We start from the raw sequence: 23,231 nt of genomic DNA, 5'->3' as shown, positions 1-23,231 counted from the left end.
ATTATTCCTCATCAACATAAGGCTTTACAATTCCTACCCATTTTTTGTATCCTTTTCCAAGCAGATGGAGGCCGTCATTGGTATACTTGATATTCATCTTGCCTGTGGTATTGTCAATGAAATGGGAGTAGAGGTCGATATATTTTACTCCACGGTCGGCGGCAAGACGCACAAGGCCTTTGTTTATCTCGGGGACAACCTGCCAGCGCGAGGTATGTCCGTTGAACATCTTATAATGGTCGGATACGGGAAGTACGCTTTGGAGATATATCTTAGTAGAGGGTGAGTCTTTACGGATTTTATCAACAATCATGCCTATACGCTCCACAATCGTGTCGGCAGAGGCGCCACGATCTACATCATTTATGCCGATAAGAAGAAATATCTTTGCCGGCGACCCTTTCAGTATCGCATCAAGTCGGTCATACACTCCCATGCATACATCACCACTGATGCCACGGTTCTTGACATGCGGATTGTCAAAAAGCTCGGCCCACTCGCCACCGTTGGTAATGCTGTTTCCAAGAAATATTATGTCGGAAGATGTGACCGGAAGTTCCTCAAAAAGAGTGGCACGCTGGTAATAGAATGTTGAATATTTACGCTCCTGCGCATGAATAGACGAAGCAAGGGCCAAGATGGCCATTAAAAAAAAGAGTTTTTTCTTCATGGTTTATTTCTATAGCTTATTTTCAAATGCAAAGATATTAAAACTATTTTTAATCCGGCACTCCGTTATAAAAAAGACAGATGGCCTAAGGCATTTACCGTAGGCCATCTGTCTTTTTATTATTCCGTAGTATCAGCCGCGCTTACGCTTTCCGAAAGTGAAGTTTATGCCAAACTGTACATTGAAATTTACATTGCCCACAGGGATATACTGCTCGGTGACCTTGAAGAACTGGTAGTCACTGCCGAGGAACAGGTTGAATCCCGCCGGATGGAAGTTGATGACCCATCCCAGAGAGCTGCCAAACGACGAAAGAGCGTAGTTGGCCGACAGGTCAAACCATCCGCAGGGAATGATGTTGGCGGAAATGCGGCCCTCAGTCCAGGAATACATGCCGTCGATACGCTGGGTAAGGAGCAGACCGCCTACGAGCCCCTTCCAGACAGGAGCGGTATAGGCTGCACCCACACTTATGGTAGTGCCGAGGCCTGTAGTACGCTTTGCTCCTGTCTCTGTGCGGTGGAAGTTGAGGCATTCCTCCATATCGTCGCCGAGTTTCTCAAACTGATTGCCAAGTTTGTTTTCCTCGTAATTTGGGTCGGAAGAATCTACAGCGATATCCTGGAAGCCGTCGAATGTCCATGTAGTGGATGGAGTCTGACCTTTTATCACATTGTTCCAGCTCATCATGCCGAGGTCGAGCACTGCGGCGCTCAACTCGAGGTTAGGAAGAAGCTGATATGTGGCGCCGAGGTCAAATCCAAGACCAAAACCCGACATACCGAAGCTGTCGTAGTCGATATCACCCCATTCCACCATATTGGCGTCAGGCGAAGAGGCCGACTCCTTGCCGAGCTCATACTTTGTGGGCACACGCAATCCCTTGCCCGCAGCAATGGCCATCTCACCCTGTGCCTTTATCTGCCATATCTGGTCGCTTAAGGTTATATCCATATCGCTGATGCGGGCGTTGACATTGGCTCCGCCGAGGAGCACCTTCACCTTGGCCCCGACACGGAGGTCTTTGGTAATAGCACGGCTATGGCCAAAAGCAATCTCACCTATCACCTTGGCATTTATGCCAAGGTCTTTGAAGTTATAATGGGTCGACGGGCCTGTCATGCCGCGCTTCATAAAAGCAAGCATATCCTTGGGAATCACCAGCGACGCACTTTCGCGCACGCTGATGCCCACGGTATTGTAGCCGCCGAATCCGCGGAATCCGAACGACAGAAGATTGACGCTTGCCGACTGGGTAAAGTGGTTGCGATCCTTTAATTTGCCGAGGAATTCATCGGTCCCGACAGTCGGACTCATGAATGTGGTGAGCCGGCCGCCGCCGACAGGATAAAGGAATGTGCTGAGGCCGATATTGCTGTTGAGGCCTATGTTTAACCCACCGAGAGCCGGGATGGCCACATAGCCGCGCTCAGGAGCAAGCGCCGGATTGAGCTCATGGCGGAAATTGTAGCCCGGCAGAAAGTAAGCCGAGCGGAGTGCCTCCTGTGCGGAGGCGGTCAATGCAGTCATCGCCACGACAGCGACTGCCATTGCCTTATATATAGTATGCTTCATTGCAAGTTGATGGTTGAAGGTTAGTCGTTGAGGTCTACAATTATGCCGCCGGCGATAGTCACACTCAGCTTGCTGATGGTAAGAGCCTGCGATTCATTGAGCGGCTGGCCGACAATGGGACTGTCTGCCGCGAATGTATATTCGATACCATCGAGACCGGCGAGATTGGCCACTTCGCTTACAAGCTCTACGGTAAATGAACTCTGGCTCGGCGACGACAATGTGCCTGCCGCGATATTCCCGGTAACATTCACACGGATGTCGCGTGAGCGGTCGCCGTTGGGGTCATCCTTGAAGATGGCTCTCACCGAGGGAGTCATCGACAGGGGGATTGTATTCGTGGTCTGTGCGGAAATAATCACACGCTTGAAGTTGTAGTCCTCGAGGTCTTCGTCCCATCCCTCTTCCTTATCGGAATATGTGAATGTAAGCGCCGGTCCGAAAGCGAGCGGGGCAATGACTTCGTTGGCGGTAGTAAACGAGTAGTCTCGCCCAAGTACAAACTCAACCGGCTGCTGCACTACAGCTACCTGACAGTCGGCAACCTCGATATAGTCGGGAATAGTGGAAATCAAATTGGTAAGATCTGATGAGGTGACATTGCCGGTAATATCATTGCGATTGCCCTGTCCGGTACGTGATATACATATTACATTATGTCCGGGGACCACGCGTATGCCGCCGACATTGACACTGGCGAGCAACCCCTTCTCATTGGAAACAGAGCGCAGCGTGACATTGATGTCGGCCGATACTTCCGACGAGTTATCGACGGTAAGATATATCTGCGGATTGTCGATATCAAGATTGGACGAGCCGTCGTTGAGAAAATCCGGAATATCGTTGATGGCAAATGAGGTGTTGTCGATAGTGACAGTAGGATTTACCACGCCCTCTATGCTCTTAATCACAGCCGAGCTGAGTGAGAATGAGGTGTTTATATTAAACGAGACATCTCCTGCCGGAACCGACACGCCCGACACTTCAATCTCGCCGGTAGTGGTGACTTTTCCGTCGAAGATAAAATTGTGGTTTACAAGCCCCTGTCCGGAGGGCAAACGAGAGCAGTCCATGCCGGTAATACGGATTACCAGATCAAGGCTGCTGACAGTAGCGTCGGCGTTGAATACCAGGTCGCTCCCCTCGAAAGCACAGTCAACGTTGGCCGACACAACCTCAAGCGAGAGTGACGGGTCGAATGACACGCGGAAACCACGCTTGATTTTAGCGTCTATCCGACTGTTGTTCATACCTACCCACATGTTGAACACGCCTCTGATATCGGTACCGATACGGTTAAGGCTTACAAGGTCGCGGTTTACACCGGATTCGCTCATGTGCACGGTATTCTCGATTGCATCGATTTTCTGCACGAGCCCCGAAGATGTCGCGTTCCCACCGATAAGAATACCGAATGTAGGCAGAGTGACACCGGCTGGAACTGTAAAATTGACAGGTATGGACTGGTTGGCTCCCGCAGCCGACAGATTCGTGATTACTACCTCGTCGACGGAGAATGTAGTGCTGCTGCCGCTACCGCTCTGAACGAGCACATAATCGCCCGCCGACAGTCCGTAAAGAGCTCCGTCGGGTCGTATCGAGCTGCTCCCATCATCGGGTAGATTCATGATTTTCTTCATGCTGTAGGGCGCGACACTGCTTGGCGGGAGGGTTAGATTTCCTCCAAACTCCATTGTCATATCGATATCCTGGGACAGATCGTAACCATGGTCTACGCATCCCTGCATCCCGAACATCGCTCCAATAGCCATAAGGCTATAGATACCTCTGTGATAATGCATTTTTAATGGTTTATATTTATTAAATTTATAAAATTTCCGTTGCAAATTTAATATATTCCAACTAAATCACATAAAGTAATCTAATTTTTTCCTTGAAAAATATCATTATTAATACATTTATGCAAAATATAGTTAAAGCAACATCTGCCGGGCATCTCCTTTCACGATTATCATTAAACAAGCTCTTTTTATATGTTATCCAAAATTTCAGCTATCAAATCGCACAAATGTGCAATAGTTTTCATAACTTTGCGCTACACACTCATCCTCTCACCTCAACAATTATAATATGAATATATTACGACAATTATTTATAGTGAATGTTGGATTTATATTGTCGATAGTGGCACTATTCCTTTTCGGAATGATACCGGCAAACGCCACAGAAGTAACCGTAGGCGGAGCGCGTACAGAAATATATGCCCCGATGCTGTCGGGGAAAAAGGTAGCGCTTCTGTCAAACCATACCGGAATTCTCCCCGACGGACGCCATACTCTCGACGCCATGCTCGGAGCAGGCGTTAAAGTAACCCGACTGCTATCGCCTGAACATGGATTCAGAGGGACAGCCGATGCCGGCGAACATGTATCGGCCGGTATCGATGCGCCAACCGGGCTTCCGGTCGTGTCGCTATATACCGGAGGGAGCACGGGGCTCCCACAAGGCGCTCTTGATGGAATCGATGCCGTAGCCATCGACCTGCAGGATGTAGGAGTGAGGTTCTACACATATCATATAACAATGATAAAGGTAATGGAAGGGGCCGCCAAAGCCGGCATTCCGGTAATCGTGATGGATCGCCCCAACCCGTTGGGATGGATTGTAGACGGCCCGGTGCTCGACATGAAACTCCGCTCCGGAGTCGGGCGTCTGCCTATACCTGTCGTACACGGAATGACCATGGGCGAACTGGCTCTCGCCGCCAATGGCGAGGGGTGGCTCGACGGAAATCTGAAGTGTGACCTCACCGTTGTGCCTTGCCTGGACTATACACATGCCACACGCTACAACCTGCCGGTAGCTCCATCACCCAACCTGCGCTCGACCAAGGCCATCGGCCTGTATCCGTCACTATGCCTCATGGAGGGTACGACAGCAAGCGTGGGGCGCGGCACCGACTCCCCGTTCACCATATACGGACATCCCGATATGGAGCCCCGTGGATTTTCATTCACTCCCCGCAGTATGCCCGGAGCCAAGCAGCCGCCTCATTTGGGAAAGGTATGCCAGGGAGTAGACCTGCGCGGCATATCCGACGCCGACGCTCTCAACACGGGATTTGACCCAGCCTATGTAATCGATGCGTATTCCCACATGCAGAGGGGTGCCGACAAATTTTTCAGCCGATTTTTTGACAAACTCGCAGGAAATGCATCCATACGGAGAATGATTCTGCTCGGCACTCCTGCCGATAAAATCAGAGACTCATGGGCCGATGAAGTATACAGGTTCAAGCAGCTGCGCCATAAATATCTACTCTATCCGGAAAAATAATACTACCTTGAATATACCATGTCACGCGATCTTTTCTCACGCTACATATGGCTCATCGACACAATAAAGCGCTATGGAGCTCTCACCCGCGAGCAAATCAACCAGTTATGGATACGCTCGTCATTCTCCAACGGCGAACCGATGCCGAGGCGTACGTTCTATGCATACCGCAATGCCATAGAAGAACTGTTTAAAGTCAACATCGAATGCAATCCGTCGACATTCGAATATTTCATAGCTCACGACGACGAGCACCACGAGAGTGTGATGAACTGGCTGCTCAACTCAGCGTCGATAGGCAATCTGCTGAATGATGCACGCGATATAGGCGACAAGATATTTCTTGAAAACGTGCCTTCGGCCAGACAGCATCTGTCAATCGCAGTCGACTCTCTGAAGGAACGCCGTCAGATAAAATTCTCGTATCATCCCTATTCGCGCATAAATCCTACTCCCGACATCGTAGTAGAACCTTACTTCCTGAAAATATTCCGCCAAAGATGGTATCTGACAGGACGTAATGTAAAAGAGAACACAATCAAGACATATGCACTCGACCGCATGTCGGAGGTGACCCTGCTGACTACACTGTATGAAATTCCCGACGACTTCAATGCCGAGGCTTATTTTCACGACAGTTATGGTATAGTGTTCGACGAAGGTGAGGTAAAGCGTGTGGCTCTGCGCACCGACTCCCGTCAGGCGAAATACTTCCGCTCGGTACCGCTACACCATTCCCAGCAGGAGGTCATACACGACAGCTACTCGATATTCTATTTCAAAATAAAGCTCACCCCCGACTTCGTGCAGGAGATACTGTCATATGGTCCGAAAGTGACTGTACTGTCTCCGCCCGAACTACGGGCCATAATGGTCGACTCGCTCAAAAAGACACTCGACACATATGCCGACACGTCTCTGTTTCCGGAGCCGTGACATCGTGATGTGCAGGCATGATTCAGAGCCCGCTTAAGAGTCGCTCCGATAATATATTAAACATGCTTTATAGCATGCTCCTGTAATGACACGCCTATTTTATCGGAACTTTTCATTATATTTGCATCTCTGACCAGTCAGTATATATCACGCCTAAACACATATGACAAAAGAAGAACGCCACTCATTAATTATCGACACCCTTATCAAACACGAGTCGATTATGGTATCCGACCTGTCGTCGCTACTGGCAGTGTCGGCCGTAACAATACGCAAGGACCTAACAGAACTTGAAAAGGAGAACAAACTTTACCGTAGCCATGGAAAAGCAATTCTGATTAATCCTTATATCAACAACCGTTCGGTCAACGAAAAGGAAAAACTATACCGTGAGGAGAAGAAACTCATCGGAAAGGCTGCCGCATCACTCATCACAAAGGACGATTCGGTAATCATCGCATCGGGCACCACTGTGCTCGCAATGGCGCGCTCCATACGTCCTATCCATAAACTGACCGTGATATCGGCATCGCTTCAAGTGTCGGAAATCCTCGGAAGCAACGAAGCCATCGAGATAGTACAACTCGGCGGCTCGCTGCGCCACAGCTCGCTGTCGACTGTAGGAAAATATGCGGAAGCTCCTTTGGCCGATTTCTCTTGCAGCAAACTGTTTCTCGGAGTCGACGGCATCGACCTGGAATTCGGCATCACAACCACCGACATCCGTGAGGCCGACCTCAACAAAGCCATGATGCGCTCGGCACAAAAGACCATCGTGCTGGCCGACTCTTCCAAATTCCGCCGTCGCGGATTCAGCAAAATCGCAAACATGGACGAGATTGATCTCATCATAACTGATTCACGCATCTCTGACAAACTGGCCCAGCGCATCGAAAGCCTAGGCATTGAACTCACAATTGTGCCCGATGAAAATCACGACATCCGTGCGCTTGCGATAGCCAACACCGACAATCTGGCAGTAGGAGAAGCCTGACGCAACGCTGCCGCACAGGCCAGCACAGTGGCTCCGGTAGTCACCACATCATCAACTATAAGCAGATGCAGCCCGTCGATATCGCCGGGCCGCACTGTTTTATAGAGCGACTGGGCGTTCTGCCATCGCCCGAACCCTCCGCGACGTGTCTGCGAGGAGTGGCCATGTGCTGCGACAAGATTGTCGAACATAGGTAGACCGGTGGCATCCTGCACACCGCGCGCCACCCACTCGGCCTGATTAAACCCACGGCGCATCCTTTTCAGGAAATGCATCGGCACAGGCAATATACCGTCGATTCCGTCGAAAAATCCCTCACGGTGCAATCCCGCGGCATACCTCCGTGCAAGCCACCTCATTATCACGGGCCGGCCATGATATTTGGCATGCTGTATCAGGCGTGCATATGCCGACCCTCGGTCATAGTGGCAGTAGGCCACAGCGCGCTCGACAGGAACAGTGCCGACAAGTCTTTCCTCAAGTGGGTTGGGCGACATGAGATGCATGTGGGTCTGGGGCAGAGCGCTACGGCAATGGAGGCACAACACCTCCTCACCCGCAACAAGAGAGCGCCCGCATACCGCGCATACGTGTGGAAACACAAGGTCAGCCACATAGGCTGCGGCCCTGTCAATCAGACTCCCCGCCATACACTTCGGCCTCATCGGCAATCTGCATGGCCGCCTCACGCACAGCGCGGGCAGCCAGCGACGGTTCATATCCTGCGCTCACAAGCGATCTCAACACCTTGGTGCCACCCTCATAACCGGCCTCCACTCCACCCAGGCGCAACAGACGCGCACATGCGGCATGAAGCAGTCCGGCATAATATCTGTCCTGGTCAATCTCCTCATCCACGGCCTCCTTGGCCATATCCGAGGGTATGCGTTTTGCAGCAAGCCCCATGAGAATCTTGCGCCGCCCCCAGTGGCTGAAAAGCCATTTGTCACGCACATAGGCATGGGCAAAACGCTCGTCGTCGATATACCTGCGCTCCTTCAGGCTCGAAATTATGCTGTCGATATCCTCCGGGCCTATACGCCACGCATAGAGCTTGCGGCGCACCTCTTCGGTACATCTCTCTGATTTTGCACAAAGCGCCTCCAGGCGTTCCAGAGCCTTGTCGGGCGATATTTCAGTCTTCTTGCTTATCATACAGGGAATATGGGATTCATGACTCGTGTTTATACCGGAATTGTATCAGACTCGTGGATATTGTTTTACCGATAATCCATATAATCATTCTTTACGGGCCGAGGCAAAGCGTGTGAGTCCGGCAAAATCGCGGTAAGATGTCACATCGGTAAGTCCGGCATCGCGCATACAGCCGATTACTTTCTCTGCACCGGCAGGGTCAAGCTCCACATAAAGCATGCCTCCGGGAAGCAACGCTCCGGAAGCATACGTCGCAATCGGGCGATAGAACTTCATCGGGTCGGCGTCGGGCACAAACAGGGCCAGACCGGGCTCGTAGTCGAGCACGTTACGGTCCATCCCCTTGGCATCGCTCTGAGGTATATATGGAGGGTTGCTCACTATTATATCATACTCCGGGGCGGCAGGCGTCTTCATGGAAAGCAAATCGGACTGAGCGAAGTCGACTCTGACATGCTGCGCCAAAGCATTCTCACGCGCTACGCCGAGCGCCGCATCCGATATGTCGACAGCATCCACCCGGGCAAACGGGAGTACGCGTGCAAGCGTCACGGCTATACATCCCGAGCCGGTACAGAGATCCATTACGCGCAAATCGCGTCTGTCGCCCCAACGGTCTACAATCATATCGACGAGCTGCGCGGTCTCGGGGCGAGGAATAAGCACATCGGGCGTAACCTTCAGTTCAGCGCCATACCACTGCGTATGTCCATATATATATTGTATAGGCTCCCCGGCGAGCAGACGTGCCGCAACTCTGTCGATACGCATCAGAGTCTCCGGCATAACCTCTTCATCACGCCGCAACACAACGTTGACCGGCGAGAGCCTCAACGACTCCTCAAATATAATTTTCGTCATAGCACCAGCCTCTCCGTTGCCGTAGCGCGGGGAAAGAGCATGACGGAGTGCATCAGCAAGCGCTCCTATCGTGGCCTTATCCGGTAATATCCGCTTTTCCATATCAATTGTTTTTCTGAACCTGACAGGTTACATTTACAAAGATAACAAATTGCCGACGTTTCCGTATGCACGGATTCCAGCAATTTTCCCCAAAAAGGGTTACACACCCGACATGTGTACATATCCGGCATGTAGAGGACCATCCTATATAAAAAAAGCAGCGCGAATACCCTTGCGGGCATCGCGCTACCATTGCGTTTATTCTCGTAGAGCAAGATATTACTTGCCTGCGAGCTTCTCCTTGAGAGCGGCGAGCTCCTGGAGGTCGCCGAGAGTTGTCTTCTCGATGGGAGTGTTGAGCACGGGCTGCTCCTCACGACGGCTGTTCTGACGACGTGCCTTGCGTGCCTCGTTCTTCTCGGCCTTAGCCTCATCCTCGAAGATACGGCTGTGGCTGAGGAAGATACGCTTGTTGTCCTTGTTGAACTCGATAACCTTGAAGTCGAGCGTGTCGCCAACCTTGGGCATAGAGCCGTCCTGCTTAACGAGGTGCTTGGGAGTAGCGAAGCCTTCCATACCGTGGTCAAGTGAGATAACGGCACCCTTGTCCTGCATCTCAACGATAGTACCTTCCTGGATGCTGCCGGGGGTGAAGATAGCCTCAAGTCCTTCCCAGGGATTATCCTCGAGCTGCTTGTGTCCGAGCGACAGACGACGGTTGTCCTTGTCGATTTCGAGAACAACAACTTCGATTTCTGCGCCGAGCTGAGTGAATTCAGAAGGATGCTTAACCTTCTTGGTCCAGCTGAGGTCAGAGATGTGGATCAGGCCGTCAACGCCCTCCTCGATTTCAACAAATACACCGAAGTTGGTGAAGTTGCGAACCTTGGCAGTGTGCTTAGAGCCGATGGGATAGCGTACTTCGATATCTTCCCAGGGATCCTTCTTAAGCTGCTTGATGCCAAGCGACATCTTGCGCTCGTCGCGGTCGAGGGTGAGGATTACGGCCTCTACCTCGTCGCCTACCTTCATGAAGTCCTGAGCGCTGCGGAGGTGCTGGCTCCACGACATTTCGCTTACGTGGATAAGACCCTCTACGCCGGGGGCGATTTCAACAAACGCACCGTAGTCGGCCATAACCACTACGCGGCCGTTGACCTTGTCGCCAACCTTGAGCTCTGAGTCAAGAGCATCCCAGGGATGGGGCTGGAGCTGCTTGAGACCGAGGGCGATACGCTTGCGCTCGTCGTCGAAGTCGAGGATTACAACGTCGAGTTCCTGGTCAAGCTTCACTACCTCTTCGGGGTGGCTTACGCGGCCCCAGCTCAGGTCGGTGATGTGGATCAGGCCGTCTACGCCGCCAAGGTCGATGAACACACCGTAGGTGGTGATGTTCTTCACTACGCCCTTGAGCACCTGGCCGCGCTCGAGCTTCGATATGATTTCTTTCTTCTGCTGTTCCAGCTCGGCCTCGATGAGCGCCTTGTGGCTGACAACAACATTCTTGAATTCCTGGTTGATCTTAACGACCTTGAACTCCATGGTCTTGCCCACGAAGATGTCGTAGTCGCGGATAGGCTTCACGTCGATCTGTGAGCCGGGGAGGAAGGCCTCGATGCCGAATACGTCGACAATCATACCGCCCTTGGTGCGGCACTTGATAAAGCCCTTGATTACCTCGTCGTTCTCCAGAGCCTGGTTGATACGCTCCCAGCTGCGCGACATGCGTGCCTTGCGGTGAGAGAGGATCAGCTGACCCTTCTTGTCTTCCTGATTCTCGATGAATACCTCTACTGTATCGCCTACCTTGATGTCGGGATTGTAGCGGAATTCGTTTACAGGGATGATGCCGTCGCTCTTGTAGCCGATGTTAACCACTGCCTCACGCTTGTTAAGGGCGATGATGGTACCTTCGATTACTTCTTTGTCCTTTACAGTGTTGAGCGACTCGTCATAAGTCTTGGTGAGTTCTTCGCGGCTCTTGGTGCCTTTCTGTTCGCCTTTTTCATAGGCTTCCCAGTCGAAGTCCTCGATGGGTGAAGTTTTAATTTCTTCGTTCATTAAAAAGGTTAATAAAATAAGTTAATTAATTGTACGCAACCCACAGGCGGCACTTCACCGGCATGAGCCGTGTCGACGTGCCTCCGAACGTCACCAATCCCTCTGCGGAACCGGCCATGACGTTCATCGCGTCAACACCCTGCCCAGTCGCTGACAAGCACCATCAGGCACTCTTCGCCCCCTCTGCATTGCGTCCCGCAAAGTTACTACATAACTTTCGTTTACACAAATACTTCCACCCTAAATTAATAATATTAGGCACAAAATATATACCTTTGTATAAAATCACTCATATATGAGATTTCTTCGAAACCATATCATAACACATAAATCTCTGCTAACCCTATTTGCCGTCGATTTCACATCAGCGCTTCTGTTGATGGCTACATTCCTGATTATCATAAAAATACCCGCATCTAATCCCGTTACATTCATATCCCATCTACTGCCCGAAGCCATACTGTTGACCTTGCCGGCGATACTGTTATGGCCCAGAGGAAGATACATCACAACAACGATTTTCACACTCGTCGCCATATTCTTTTTTGTCAACATACTGTATTTCCGCAACTTCCACAACCTAATCACATTCTCAACGCTAAGGCTATGCACCACGGTCGACAGCATCATACTGCGCTCGGCACTGTCATCTATAAAGTGGTATGATTTCATACTTTTCATTCCTCCCGCCATTACAGCTATCACTGGGTTCACAGCCTTTGATAAAACTGCAAGCACCCGGATTTCAGGAAAAGCCAAAATAACAGTTCTGATACTCTCTGCCGTAATAATCTCACTGTCACAATACAAGCATTTCCGCGACTTCACGATCTACTCTATCAGCAGAGGACACATGCCTGAAAATGCCTCCTTACCTGAAAAAACAAGACTCTTCTTCCAGAACAATGCCTCCTTTTACTCCGACATCATCCGACATGGCATCTCCGGCGCATATCTGATTGATGCATGGCATACCTGTAACATCATTGCCGGTGCCGCCGCGATGTCAGCAGAAGACATCAATGCAATAAAGACATGGCATGATTCGGAACATCAGACATCCCCTCCCGGCACTCTCCGGCAAAAGAATCTGATAATGATAATCGTAGAGTCGCTCAACACCACCGCCTGCGAATGGAGCGCCGGCAACAGAAAGGCGATGCCCAATCTCAACCGGCTCATCGCCGACTCTACGTCCATTACATTCACATCAGTATGTCCCCAGGTCGGCAACGGCCGAAGCAGCGACGGACAACTGATGTATAATACCGGCATATACCCGTCGCCATCCGACCCTATGTGCGCCATATCGCCCGAAGGCCCATATCCGTCATTACCGCGAATGCTTCGCGATACATATTATTCAATAGAGATAATCCCTGAAAATCCACGATTATGGAATCATGCCTCAACCAGCAAGGCATATGGATTCAAGGAGATGAGACACACTCTGGCCGACGATGACCCGGTGGTCGAAGCCGACAGCATACTCCTGAGCAAAGCCTACAATATAATTTCGGAAATGCAAGAGCCGTTTATCGCGGTAATCACCACCTTGTCGATGCACGACCCTTATATCCAGGCCCCGCCGGCGACAACATGGATTTCACAGGTGCCCGACATGGAGGATACCGACAAAAATTATCTGGAGGCATGCGCAGTCTTCGACAAGGCCCTTGGCACATTCATTGACCGTCTATGGCACACCACGCTCCGTGAAAACACCATCGTTGTAATAGTCTCCGACCACGAAGCACGCAGGATGTGTCTTAGCCCCGCCATGTCCGACGACCGGCTGCTTTTTACCATCGTCAACTCCGGCCTACCGGGGTTCACCAACGACGAAACCGTAGGACAGATTGACGTGTTCCCGACCATCGTCGATGCCATGGGGCTATGGGACTCCGTCACATGGCATGGATTCGGCAAAAGCCTCCTGCGGGAAATCCCCGGATTCGCTCTGCGCCACGATGGCTCCATCGCCGGCAACGCAATGAGCGACACTGCCGGTATCGCAAGACAGCAACGCGCGGCAGAACTCTCCTACAGATGGATTGTCGCCGACAACAAGCGCTACATCCTCGACTCACTCGGCATCGACAGCACAATACTACCGCCGTCAGCTACTGATTGAAATAATAGTTCAATATATCAACTCATCATAAACCGACGCACATGAAAGGACTTTTAGCCAAGGACACAACGCTTATGTCAATTATCATCCTGGCAATCATTCTGATATATGCTTCATTTTCGTGGCTATGCCCGATTATGATTGACGATTATATGTTCTGGGACAAATACCTCACCGCCAACAACGGGAGCATTTTGCCATCGCTGTCGGGCTACTGCAACTATGTACGCGATTTATGGCTATATGAAAACGGCCGGCTTGCCAACATGCTGTGTGCGCCCGTCGTACTATGGATGCCCAAATTGGCTTGGGCCATCATCCTTGCCGTGATAATCTGTGCCATATATCTGTCAGCAGCAAGTCTGGTCAACGGCAGCCGCCCCGTCAGCCCGCTTCTTCTCATGTCGGTATGGATATGCTGCATACTGCTCCTCCCCTGGCATGACTACAGCTCACTCATGCTTATCGACTATGCTCTCAACTATTTTCCGTCCACCCTGCTGACACTCGCCACCATATGGGCCGCGTATCGCATCGGATCGGGCCGGCGGTTCCGCAACGCCCGTTATTGCCTGATTATATTCGTAGCATTTCTGACAGGAGTATTCCATGAAGGATTTTCAATGCCACTGCTTGCCGCATTATCTGTCATTGCAGCAACCCGACGTTTTTCCATGCCGGGACAATGGTGGGGAGTATACATAGCGCTTTTGTGCGGAACTATCATCAGCGCAGGCTCTCCGGCTATTTGGACGAGATTTTTCACCGTCATGGACTCCAGGACGCAACAGCATCTCCTACCCTATCTCAGAACATTGGTAAAAACCACACCGGTGCTCCTCGCCATGTCTACGGTCGCAATCGCCGCTCTGCCGTTCAGAAAATCCCGCCAGGTACTTAACTCAATCATTTCCGACAGGTTGAACCAATATCTGATTCTTACGGCATCGATATCGGCAATAATGGTAATCATATTAAAAGCTCCCGCGCGCGCCACTACCGGATTAAATCTGCTGTTGATTATATTACTCCTACGCACTGTTAAATCACTCGGAATCAACCCCTTTCAAAAGTCATCGACAACAGCCGTTATAGTATCGCTAATCTCCGTATGCCTGTTCTACTCCGGTGTATTGCTATGGCAATTCAAGATATTTGACGAAAACCATCAAATAACCATGCTGCTTAAAGACGTGGACAGCGACGAGACAATATATATGGATACCATTCGCCATGCGCCGTGGTGGACATTATCCCACCCGATAGTCGACATATGGTATACAAGCGGACAAATCCGGTTTGTAAACAATATATACGGTCGTCCGGAAGATATCCCTCCCGTGCTGCCGAAGGTACTCGAAAGGTATGATTTCAGCAATCCTGTCACTATACCGGAAAAACCCGTTTTCTGTCAGGCCGGAGATATAATATTAATGAAAGGTGACAATATCGATGCCGACAAGCTCCCATACAACTGGAGATTCACTCTCGCCGGCGGAGAGGAAGTCGGGTCGTATGTGATGTTTGTCCCGTTCATAGCCAACAATGGCGAGAGGTGGATAGCCGGATTCCCCACAAGAATTCAAGTAAAAGGACCGTTCCTCAACATAAAGGAATCATACTGACGCAAGACGAAAATTGCCGTATAACCATGTTGTAAAACATGGTTTTAACAGAGATTAACCAAGTCGTTAAAACCCACTCCCGGAGAGCGTTTTCAGCCTACTAATTGCGCTAAAACGGTCATTATCAACGGATAGATTTGGACAGACGGGTACTTTTTCGTACCTTTGCACTGTGGAAATAAAAAATCCACTCCGGACAGAGGTTCGGAAACGAGCCGGCAGAGGCCGGCCCGCGCCGAAAATCGGCAACAGACTTCCGGAGCTCCGCGCCCGCCATTATTTACGATTGCACACATTTATTAGGCGCAACGCGGCATCTCCCCCTAAAGCACCGGACAGACTGTAAGTGCTAACATTAATACAAACTGATGAAGAAACCAATGTTTATCATTGTGCTCTTCGCAGCTCTGATCGCCCTGTTTACCGCAGCTACCGACCGCGCCGTCGATGGCGCCAAAGGCTCAAAAGCTCCGGTATTCAAAATCGAACGCGCCGATTCACTCGTGCAGCTCGACAACCTTAAGGGCGAGTGGATACTCCTCCAGTTCTGGAGTTCGGCCGATGCCTCTTCAAGGCTCGCCGCAAAAGAGTACTCACGCCTACACAGTGCAACTACAGATAGCGCAGGCAATGAGCAATTCCGTCACCTGGCGGTCAACTTCGACCGTTCGTCAAGCCTTTTTCGTGAGATAGTGCGCAGGGACGGCCTTAACGCGAAGTCACAATTTTATGTCGGGGATGGACAGATGCGAAGCAGTCTCGCCCGCAACTACCACCTCGAAGCCGGCATGAAGGCATTCCTTATCAATCCCGACGGACAGATTGTTGCCGTCAATCCTTCAGCCCGGACAATCAGGGAAGCTATATAATAGCTCCTTGTCCCGAAAAACATACAGGGACAGACATACGCAGAATTCAAGCAACGACCGCAACGGCTATACAGAGGTTACTCACAACTTATCAAGAAAACACAGTCGCCATCGGTCCGACCACAATCTATCGTTCACCGCGTAATTCGACGCGATGAGCGATTTTTTTATGTCTATCCCATGACGGCGGCCCTCTTTCTCATGATTTTTCGCTAAATTCGCGCAAAAGAATCAATTATCACATATCGAAATGTCTGAAAAAAAATCGCATGGAAATGTCAATCCCGACGGATTTGACGCAACGACAGCCGACAACGGCCCCGCCGGACTACCGGAAAACGCATTCCGCGAGCTCGCCGCCGATGAAAGCTACACACCCGTAATGCATCCGGCCCACGACTATCCGGAAGTAACACCCTACTCCGTGGGTATGGGCCTTGTGCTGGCAGTAATATTCTCTGCCGCTGCCGCCTATCTGGGGCTACGCGTGGGGCAGGTATTCGAGGCGGCCATACCGATTGCCATCATCGCCGTAGGCCTCAGTGGGGCGCTCGGAAAGCGCAATGCGCTTGGCCAGAATGTAATAATCCAGTCTATCGGAGCATGTTCGGGCGTAATTGTGGCTGGAGCCATCTTCACTCTGCCGGCTCTCTATATCCTTCAGGCCAAATATCCTGAAATCACAGTCAACTTCCTCGAGATATTCTGTTCCTCGCTTCTCGGAGGTATACTCGGCATACTCTTTTTCATCCCCTTCCGCAAATATTTCGTGAAGGACATGCACGGCAAATACCCCTTCCCCGAAGCCACAGCCACAACCCAGGTGCTGATTTCCGGAGAAGGGAAAGGCGCCGAAGGCGGCTCTCAGGCCAAGACACTCGTAATAGCCTCGCTCATCGGTGGTATCTACGACTACCTGCTCGCCACATTCGGATGGTGGGCCGAAAACGTAACCTCCATAGCATCGCAGTGGGGTGCTACGCTGGCCGAGAAGACCAAACTCGTATTCAGCGTAAACACCGGCGCGGCTCTGCTTGGTCTGGGATATATAATCGGCATACGCTACGCATTCATCATATGTGCCGGCTCATTCTTCGTATGGTGGGTGCTCATACCCCTCATCGGCACATACGGCGCCCCTGAAATAACATCGCTCGCTCCGGGAGCAATATTCAGCGACTATGCCCGACTGATTGGCATCGGCGGAATCGCCATGGCCGGAGTGCTCGGCATCATCAAGTCGTGGGGCATTATCGTGCAAGCCGTAGGGCTTGCAGGACGCGAGCTAAAGGGTAAAAGCTCTGCTGCAAAAGAAGTACGCTGGCAGACAGATATCTCCATGAAGGCGATTGTATACATGATTGTAGTAGCTCTCGTAGCCGTGTTGCTGTTCTTCTGGTTCGGAGTCATCCACTCCTTCTGGCAGGCCCTTGTGGCATGGGTGGTAGTCGCCGTAATCGCGTTTCTGTTTACGACAGTGGCAGCCAACGCCATCGCTATTGTAGGCAGCAACCCCGTATCGGGCATGACCCTGATGACCCTCATCATAGCATCGGCAATATTCGTGGGAGTAGGCCTCAGCGGCACATCGGGCATCGTGGCATCAATGGTAATCGGAGGCGTTGTCTGCACCGCCCTGTCGATGGCAGGAGGCTTTGTCACCGACCTGAAAATCGGTTACTGGCTCGGCTCCACACCCCGCAAACAGGAATGCTGGAAGTTCCTCGGCACACTCGTTTCCGCAGCCACTGTAGGCGGTGTGATACTTGTCTTGAACAAGGTGTACGACTTCTCCAACCCCGACATCATCGCAGCTCCACAGGCCAATGCCATGGCTCGCGTCATCGAGCCTCTCATGATGGGCGGCGACACCCCATGGATTCTCTATATGGCCGGAGCGGTACTCGCTCTCATCCTCAACTGGCTCGGCGTACCGGCCCTCGCCTTCTGCCTTGGCATGTTTATCCCCCTCCAGCTCAACACACCGCTCCTCGTAGGTGGTGCCATAGCATGGTGGGTAGGCTCTCGCTCGAAGGATGAAGCTGTAAACGCAGCACGTCGCGACCGTGGCACACTCATCTCATCGGGTCTCATCGCCGGAGGCGCTCTGTTCGGAGTGTTCGCAGCGCTCACACGCTTCTGCGGATTCGAATACACCAATCCGCTTTCAGGCTCCACCACCCAGACTCTCGGCATCGTGCTTTATGCATTGCTTATAATTTATCTCCTTTGGGACTGCATGCGCGCAAAGAAAGCCTGAATGGTTATGTAAACATGCTCTAATTCGGAATAACAATATTTCGTGAACATACATCCTATTCCCATGCAATCGGGGGTCAACCGCAACATTCTACAGCTTGCGGTGCCCTCGATTGTCACTAATATCACCACCCCGCTCCTGGCCCTGATGGATGTGACCATAGCCGGACACATGGGGGCGCCTGTATATATCGCAGCCATAGCAGTCGGCGGCTCGATGTTCAACATGCTCTACTGGCTGTTCGGGTTCCTCCGCATGGGCTCCAGCGGCATGACCGCACAGGCCTACGGCGCTGACGATTCAGCCGCCACTGCCACCATACTGCGGCAGGCTCTCCTTGTGGCAATCATAGCCGGCTTGGCAATGATTGCTCTGCGCACTCCGATTTGCGACATGATTATTCGGTTTATGGACACCGACGACACCACATCGGCGCTGGCCTCGGAATACTTTCATATACTGATATGGGGAGCCCCACCCTATCTGGCCACTTTCGCACTTTCGGGATGGTTTCTTGGAATGCAGAACTCAAAGGTGACAATGTGGACATCCATATTGATTAACGTCACCAATATAGTCGCAAGCCTCTCGCTCGTGTACATATTCCACCTCGGGATAGCGGGTATCGCCACAGGAACGCTGATAGCCCAATGGACGGGATTCTCTGTCCTGCTGCTTCTGGCTCTGCGGCGTTGTTCCGACGCCCGCGCGCCTTTGCGCGATATCTTCGATATGCCGCGCCTGAAGCGTTTCTTCCGGGTCAATACCGACATATTTCTGCGCACAGTATGCCTTGTGTCGGTAACAATGTGGTTTACACGCATGGGGGCGATACAGGGCGAACGCATGCTTGCCGTCAACGCACTGCTGATGCAGTTTTTTACATTATTCTCATATTTCATGGACGGATTTGCCTTTGCCGGCGAGGCGCTCACCGGACGATATAAAGGAGCAGCCGACCACATGATGATGCGGCGTGCCATACGCGCCCTCCTACGCTGGGGAGCCGCCGTTGCAATAATATTCTGCGCCATATATATCCTTGCGGGAGACCGGATACTGCATCTGCTGAGTTCCGACCTCGGCATAAACGCCATGGCTCACGAGTATCTGCTCTGGACCGCAACAGTGCCGATTGCCGGATTTCTTGCGTTCACATGGGACGGTATATTCATCGGAACCACGGCCACACGGCGCATGCTTATGTCTATGGCGATGGCCACCGCAGCATTCTTCATTGCCGAGACCATAGCATTTCCACGGCTTGCCAACCACGGGCTCTGGCTCGCATTTATCATATACCTGTCAGTACGTGGCCTAATCCTTACTCTCTTCGCCCGCCGCCTCTACTGATTTCGCCGCCATCCTCAAGATTCCCTGTCTAAAAATTTGAAGTCATCTCACCCTCAATCCTCCAAAAAATAAGAGCACAACCTTCGGCGATGAAGATTGTGCTCTTGTGTTTTTTCTCGGTTTCAGGTATTGCCGGATGATGGTAAGGTAAGTGTTCCGGCAAAAGGTTAGCAAAGAAGATGAATTAGGATAAAAATGGGATATCCGGCCTATCCGGATATCCCGGGTATAATATTAGGGAACTAAAATTATTCAGTATAGAATTTGAGAGTGTTGTTCTCAACCTTCTCCTTCTCCATCATGATGCCGATAAGATTCTGCATCACGGCCTGAGAACCGAACTGCTGGTTGAAGCGGGCGGCATTTTCCTGATAGTTGTAGGGACGGCCCTGATTGTCTACCTCATAAACGGTATATACAAACACTGCGTTGTTGCCCTGTACAGGCTCGGAAACCTTCCCCTTGGGAGCCACAGGCACCTGACCAAGGAGAGCCGACTCCATAACACCGATACCGGGGATGTACATCTGGCCAAAGGTCACTTCGGTTGAGTCGACCTGCGAGCCAAGCAGACGTGCATAGCCGTTGATGTCGCTTGCCTTGCCCTTGACCTGCTCGATAATGGCGGCGGCCTTCTTGTCGTTGCGTACCTTGCGGGTAAGAGCGGCGCTGATGGCCTCGTCGTTCATCGGCATATAGCCGGGCTTCACAATATCGTTGAGAGCGACTACGATAAGATTGTCGTTCTGGCTGTCCTGAAGTACGGGACTTACCTGACCGGCCTTGGCGTCCATCACCCATTTTACCACATTGCGGGTATAAGGCACATTGCCTATCATATAGGAGTTGGCTGTGACAGTAGCGGGCTGGAGAGTATATCCGGCTGCGATAGCCTTGCTCATGGTAAGGGAGTCGGCATTGCTGATACCGCTTACAAAAGCCTGGAGGTCGTCGTTGAGTTTGTCGACAGTGGCGTCGGAGGGATATACCTTATAGTTTACTGTAGCGTAGTCGTAGATGGTGACAGGAGCCTTCTTTGAGTTTACACGGATGATGCTTGCCATGTTGGCGGCGCTGTCGGCGATAAAGTAGCCGTTGCCAGCCTCAAGGATGCGAGTCTTGACATCATTGTCGGGAGCCGAGGCAAGAGTCTGCCAGAGATTAGAGCGGCTGTCGAGCACACCGGGAGTGTCTGCCACGTCGGCTGCGGTCTTGCCGGAGTTGAGGGCGGCGAGGAGCGAGTCGCGGGCGGCGGCATTGCCCTGGAACTGGATGATGTCGAGGTTCACTGAGTCTACTGCATTCTTCTTGCCGATAAGTTTGGCGATTGTGAACTCATCGTCGATATAGCTTATCTGGGCCACTGCGCCTACTGCCGAGTCGGCGAGGAAAGCGCGGAGTACAGGGCTGCTTACTGCGGCTGCTGTCGACGATGTGCGGTTGACACCGAAGTTGGTGTCGCCGGCTACAGCATCGATGGCGGGAGTGTTGCGGAGATTTACGATAACCGAGTCAACTAGCGCCTGGCCTTCGGCCTTATCGGCTGCCGAGGGAGCGACGTTGACAACGATGAAGTTGGCGCGGCGGGTCTCGTCATCCACACGGTAAGCCTCTTTCTCCTTGTTGTAGGCGTCGCGGAGTTCGCTGTCGCTTACGGGATACTCTTCGTCGGGCATTGTGCTGAAATTCTTGGAAGCGTAGGCGATATGACTTGTAGAAGCGTTGCCGGCATAGTACTCCTTGGCGTCAAGATCGTTGGCCACAAGAGCGCCGGTAAGAAGAGTCTGCAGCTTCTGAATCTTCAGCATCTGGTTCATCTGGTTTTCCTGAGCAAGCCACATCTGCTGCAGCTGCTGGGCAGTTTCTGCCGGAAGATTGTATTTTGTGGGATTGAATGCATAGTCATACACCTGGTCGGGGCTCTCGGCTCCCATCTGGCGGGCAAACTGCATCATGTAGGGATGAGCGTTGGCGCCGGTCATAGCCTTGGAAAGTTCTGCATCGGTGACTGTGATGCCGAGGCGATTCATTTCCTCATCAAGGAGCGACTCCTGAATCATGCTTTGAAGCACCTGAGCCTGCATGACAGCAGGATCAATCTTGCTGTTAGGCTGCTGTTGCTGCATCTGCTGCGATGCCTCTTCATTGCGACGCTGGAAATCCTGCACGTCAATTTTTCTGTCACCCACTTTGGCTATAGTGGTACCTGTGCCGAAAAGAGTGCGTCCGGATGTAAAGAAGTCTCCGATGATGAATGCCAGAAGAGCGACGCCTACCACAACAAGGAGCAGTGTCGATCTCTTGCGGATTTTTTCAAGTGTTGCCATTTATATTTTATCTGTTTTTTAATTGCGTAATTGATTGGTCTTCACCCGCAAAACTTTACTTTTGGGGGTAAAATCGCACAAAGTTACGAAATTTGCCGTATTATCCCAATCCGGGACCACGTTTTTTCACACAATTTTTCGACTCAATCATGCGATTTTCACCATCACCCGCTCTGCGATAAGCCTACATCGAGCCGATGACAAGCAGCGCAAGGCCGGCGATAAGCACACATAGGTCTATCAGCTTGGCGCGGACATGACGTTCCCTGAGCGCTATCACACCGTAGAAGAACGACACTACGACACTGCCGCGACGTATCATCGACACGACAGCTATCATAGCTCCCGGCAACGACAACGCATAGAAATAGGCGATATCGGCGGCCGTAAGAAACAGGGAGATGAACAGTATGGTCCAACGCCACCGGAACGGTGTCACAGCCTCGCCGCGCATGCGGTGTCCGCGCAATATCAGGGCTATGGTTATCCCCATAATCACAAACTGATAGAAACTGTACCAGGCCTGTACCTCAAGAGGCTCGTAGCGTCCGAGCAACCATTTGTCGTACAGAGCGCTGACAGCTCCCATGAAGGCGGCTCCGACAGCCATGAGCACCCAACGGCCCTCGCCTGTACCGCGCCCCTCCTTCATGCCGATACGGCTTATGAAGAACAGCGAAAAGAAGCCCAGGGCCACACCACCCCACTGCCATGCGTTAAGTCGCTCTCCATATATGAGTATGGCACCTACAAGCACCATCACAGGGCGCGACGCGTTTACGGGCCCGGCCACCGTGAGAGGCAGATGCTTGATACTGAAATATCCGAGTAGCCACGACGAAAGCACGATAAGCGCCTTCACCATTATCCGGAAGTGCCCTGTCAGGGTGCCGCCAAGCCCTATATATCCATCTGCAAGACCGACAATAATGACAGGCGCCATGAGCAGCGAACTGAACAGGGTGTTGAGAAACAGTACCACCAGCACATTGTTGCCGGCTACCGACAGTTTCTTGAAAACGTCATAAAATCCCAGGCACAGCGCCGAGGCTACAGCAAGCAGTATCCACAT

Annotated in this window: 17 protein-coding genes; 8 read left to right on the top strand and 9 right to left on the bottom strand. The window is 51.7% G+C overall.

From position 1 onward, the window contains the following. Window position 1: 1 nt before the first annotated feature. The 3 genes from ADH68_RS07025 to ADH68_RS07015 all read right to left on the bottom strand — a co-directional run bounded on the left by ADH68_RS07025 (window position 2) and on the right by ADH68_RS07015 (window position 4,047). On the bottom strand, window positions 2-670 hold the full coding sequence (locus ADH68_RS07025) for an SGNH/GDSL hydrolase family protein (RefSeq protein ID WP_068961412.1): 669 nt from the start codon (window positions 668-670) through the stop codon (window positions 2-4). A gap of 132 nt (window positions 671-802) precedes the next feature. Continuing rightward, entirely contained in the window at window positions 803-2,245 is a 1,443-nt protein-coding gene (locus ADH68_RS07020) for a DUF5723 family protein (protein WP_068961413.1), read from the bottom strand. A 20-nt stretch (window positions 2,246-2,265) separates the two neighbouring features. Continuing rightward, a complete protein-coding gene (locus tag ADH68_RS07015) occupies window positions 2,266-4,047 on the bottom strand; it encodes a hypothetical protein (protein WP_128712237.1) in 1,782 nt (593 codons plus the stop codon). A 289-nt stretch (window positions 4,048-4,336) separates the two neighbouring features. Between ADH68_RS07015 and ADH68_RS07010 the strand changes: the two genes are divergently transcribed. The 3 genes from ADH68_RS07010 to ADH68_RS07000 all read left to right on the top strand — a co-directional run bounded on the left by ADH68_RS07010 (window position 4,337) and on the right by ADH68_RS07000 (window position 7,472). Further along, complete coding sequence (locus ADH68_RS07010) at window positions 4,337-5,542, top strand: exo-beta-N-acetylmuramidase NamZ family protein (protein ID WP_084274101.1); 1,206 nt, start codon at window positions 4,337-4,339, stop codon at window positions 5,540-5,542. 18 nt (window positions 5,543-5,560) lie between these two features. Next, window positions 5,561-6,478, top strand: coding sequence for a helix-turn-helix transcriptional regulator (locus ADH68_RS07005; protein WP_068961416.1), 918 nt, complete (start codon window positions 5,561-5,563; stop codon window positions 6,476-6,478). 163 nt (window positions 6,479-6,641) lie between these two features. After that, window positions 6,642-7,472: a DeoR/GlpR family DNA-binding transcription regulator gene (locus ADH68_RS07000; RefSeq protein WP_068961417.1), complete on the top strand. Its 831-nt coding sequence runs from the start codon at window positions 6,642-6,644 to the stop codon at window positions 7,470-7,472. Here the strand turns inward: ADH68_RS07000 and ADH68_RS06995 are convergent. From ADH68_RS06995 to rpsA, 4 genes are all read right to left on the bottom strand, one after another. Continuing rightward, entirely contained in the window at window positions 7,412-8,137 is a 726-nt protein-coding gene (locus ADH68_RS06995) for a ComF family protein (protein ID WP_157755874.1), read from the bottom strand. The two genes, ADH68_RS07000 and ADH68_RS06995, sit on opposite strands and share 61 nt — an antisense overlap. Next, window positions 8,103-8,627: a regulatory protein RecX gene (locus ADH68_RS06990; RefSeq protein WP_068961418.1), complete on the bottom strand. Its 525-nt coding sequence runs from the start codon at window positions 8,625-8,627 to the stop codon at window positions 8,103-8,105. The genes ADH68_RS06995 and ADH68_RS06990 overlap by 35 nt, the downstream gene beginning before the upstream one ends. An 84-nt stretch (window positions 8,628-8,711) precedes the next feature. After that, a complete protein-coding gene (gene prmC / locus ADH68_RS06985; protein WP_068961419.1) occupies window positions 8,712-9,590 on the bottom strand; it encodes a peptide chain release factor N(5)-glutamine methyltransferase in 879 nt (292 codons plus the stop codon). A 219-nt stretch (window positions 9,591-9,809) separates the two neighbouring features. Further along, window positions 9,810-11,591, bottom strand: coding sequence for a 30S ribosomal protein S1 (gene rpsA / locus ADH68_RS06980; protein WP_068961420.1), 1,782 nt, complete (start codon window positions 11,589-11,591; stop codon window positions 9,810-9,812). Window positions 11,592-11,886: 295 nt separating this feature from the next. Here rpsA and ADH68_RS06975 point away from each other — a divergent pair, with 295 nt between their 5' ends. From ADH68_RS06975 to ADH68_RS06955, 5 genes are all read left to right on the top strand, one after another. Then, window positions 11,887-13,725: an LTA synthase family protein gene (locus tag ADH68_RS06975; protein WP_084274103.1), complete on the top strand. Its 1,839-nt coding sequence runs from the start codon at window positions 11,887-11,889 to the stop codon at window positions 13,723-13,725. Between the two features lie 41 nt (window positions 13,726-13,766). After that, window positions 13,767-15,350, top strand: coding sequence for a DUF6056 family protein (locus ADH68_RS06970; protein ID WP_068961422.1), 1,584 nt, complete (start codon window positions 13,767-13,769; stop codon window positions 15,348-15,350). 368 nt (window positions 15,351-15,718) lie between these two features. Further along, window positions 15,719-16,219: a thioredoxin family protein gene (locus ADH68_RS06965; protein ID WP_068961423.1), complete on the top strand. Its 501-nt coding sequence runs from the start codon at window positions 15,719-15,721 to the stop codon at window positions 16,217-16,219. Window positions 16,220-16,469: 250 nt separating this feature from the next. Beyond that, window positions 16,470-18,479 carry an OPT family oligopeptide transporter gene (locus tag ADH68_RS06960; protein WP_068961424.1) on the top strand — a complete coding sequence of 670 codons (2,010 nt, stop codon included), beginning with the start codon at window positions 16,470-16,472 and terminating at the stop codon, window positions 18,477-18,479. Between the two features lie 63 nt (window positions 18,480-18,542). Further along, window positions 18,543-19,832: an MATE family efflux transporter gene (locus ADH68_RS06955; RefSeq protein ID WP_068961425.1), complete on the top strand. Its 1,290-nt coding sequence runs from the start codon at window positions 18,543-18,545 to the stop codon at window positions 19,830-19,832. Between the two features lie 248 nt (window positions 19,833-20,080). Here ADH68_RS06955 and ADH68_RS06950 read toward each other — a convergent pair whose 3' ends face one another. Together ADH68_RS06950 and ADH68_RS06945 are read right to left on the bottom strand one after the other, a co-directional pair. After that, complete coding sequence (locus tag ADH68_RS06950; RefSeq protein WP_068961426.1) at window positions 20,081-22,159, bottom strand: SurA N-terminal domain-containing protein; 2,079 nt, start codon at window positions 22,157-22,159, stop codon at window positions 20,081-20,083. Window positions 22,160-22,343: 184 nt separating this feature from the next. Next, window positions 22,344-23,231, bottom strand: a complete 888-nt coding sequence (locus ADH68_RS06945; protein WP_068961427.1) for a DMT family transporter — start codon at window positions 23,229-23,231, stop codon at window positions 22,344-22,346.

The sequence above is a fragment of the Muribaculum intestinale genome (assembly GCF_002201515.1).
Lineage (GTDB): Bacteria > Bacteroidota > Bacteroidia > Bacteroidales > Muribaculaceae > Muribaculum > Muribaculum intestinale.
The sequence above is the reverse complement of the archived record's forward strand: the minus strand, read 5'-3'. Positions and strand labels throughout refer to the sequence as shown.